Raw genomic sequence first — 1615 nt, 5'->3', positions numbered from 1 at the left:
GCCGACGTACTCACCGCGCTGTTCCGCGAGGCCCGCTACTCCACGCACCCGATGGACGGCAGCCACCGCGACCGGGCCGCGACCGCGCTCGCCGAGATCGCCGACGCCCTGCGCTCGCGGACACCTGGACCTGATGCCGGGACGGCTACGTCGTGAAGCTGCCCGCCCGGATACGGGCCACCGTCGACTCCGTGGTGGGCAGGCCCGGTTCGGTACGCCACTCGCTGGCCGTCCTCGGCGCCGTCGCCCTCACGGCCGTAGCGCTGCTCGCCCTGGTCGACGGCCTCGCCGCAGCCGCCACCGGCCTCGCCCTCGTCACCGCACTCGCGCTGGCCCTGGGGTGCTATGCGGCGGACGTCGCCGCCCAGGACAGCAGGTACCGCAAGCCGGTGCGCCTGCTGGACAGCCGGGCNNNNGCCCGGCTGGCCGAACGGCACGGCGTGGAGATGTACCGGGACCCGCAGCGGGCCCGCTCGACGGTGGGCGTCGAGCTGTGGCCGTGGATCGATCCCGGGGCGACCGCTCCGCAGTCCACCCTCCCCGAGCCCGTCCTGCGGTCCCTGCTCGACCGGCTCGAAGCCCTGTGACACGCGCACCCCGACCCCGTGAGGAACCGACCGTGACCAGCCCGCAAACCCTTCCGGACCACGCCGCCCTGACTCCCCGGCAGGCGGGCGAACGGGCTGCGGCCGTCCTCGACGAGATCCGCACCGCCGTGGTCGGCAAGGCGGAACCGCCGACCCTGGTGATGCTCGGCATCCTCGCCGGCGGCCACGTCCTCATCGAGGACCTCCCGGGACTCGGCAAGACGCTCCTGGCACGCTCCTTCGCCACGGCTCTCGGCCTGGACTTCCGCCGCATCCAGTTCACCCCCGACCTGNNCGAGATCAACCGCACCCCGCCCAAGACCCAGGCCGCCCTCCTGGAGGCGATGGCCGAGTCCCAGGTGTCCGTCGACGGAAGCACCCGGCCGCTGCCGAATCCCTTCGTGGTCGTCGCCACCGCCAACCCCATCGAGTACGAGGGCACGTACACCCTCCCCGAGGCCCAGCTCGACCGGTTCCTGCTGCGGGTGCGCATGGGCTACCTGGAGGCGTCCGAGGAGGCCGGCATGCTCCGTGCGCGCGTCGACCGCGCGGCACCCGAACCCGTGGTGCGCACGCTCAGCGGACCGGACGAGGTGCTCGCCATGCGGGCCGCCGTCGAACGCGTCGAGGTCGACGACGACCTGCTGGAGTACGCCGTCGCCCTGGTCCGTGCCACCCGGGCCCACCCCCACATCCAGGTCGGCGCCTCCCCGCGCGGCGGCCTGGCCCTGGTGCAGCTCGCCCGCGCCCGCGCCGTCCTGGACCTGCGGGACTACGTGACCCCGGAGGACGTCAAGTCCGTGGCGGTACCGGCCCTCGCGCACCGCGTCACCCTCAGACCGGAACTGTGGGTCCGCCAGATCGACGGCGACGACGTGCTGCGCGAGATCGTGCAGTCCGTGCAGGCCCCGCAGACCTTGCCGCGCACCCCGATCGCGTCATGACCGAGCCGGACCGCAGAGCGGCCACCGCCGTCCGACGGGCCCTGGACGGCCGCCACGACGTCACCGCCCACGCCGCGGCCGCCA

1 protein-coding gene and 2 pseudogenes are annotated in these 1615 nt (G+C 74.1%); all 3 read left to right on the top strand.

Annotated features, from left to right (window positions below):
- Positions 1-156: pseudogene (locus AOK24_RS52965) on the top strand (DUF4129 domain-containing protein); the annotation flags it as partial.
- 463 nt (positions 157-619) lie between these two features.
- Positions 620-880: pseudogene (locus AOK24_RS52585) on the top strand (AAA family ATPase); the annotation flags it as partial.
- Positions 881-882: 2 nt separating this feature from the next.
- Positions 883-1531, top strand: a 649-nt coding sequence (locus AOK24_RS44095) for an AAA family ATPase (RefSeq protein ID WP_240554424.1), incomplete at its 5' end; no start/stop codon positions are given.
- Positions 1532-1615: the final 84 nt, after the last annotated feature.

The sequence above is a fragment of the Streptomyces niveiscabiei genome (assembly GCF_001419795.1).
Classification (GTDB): Bacteria; Actinomycetota; Actinomycetes; order Streptomycetales; family Streptomycetaceae; genus Streptomyces; species Streptomyces niveiscabiei.
Note: the sequence above shows the minus strand (reverse complement) of the source record. Positions and strands in the feature narration are given on the sequence as shown.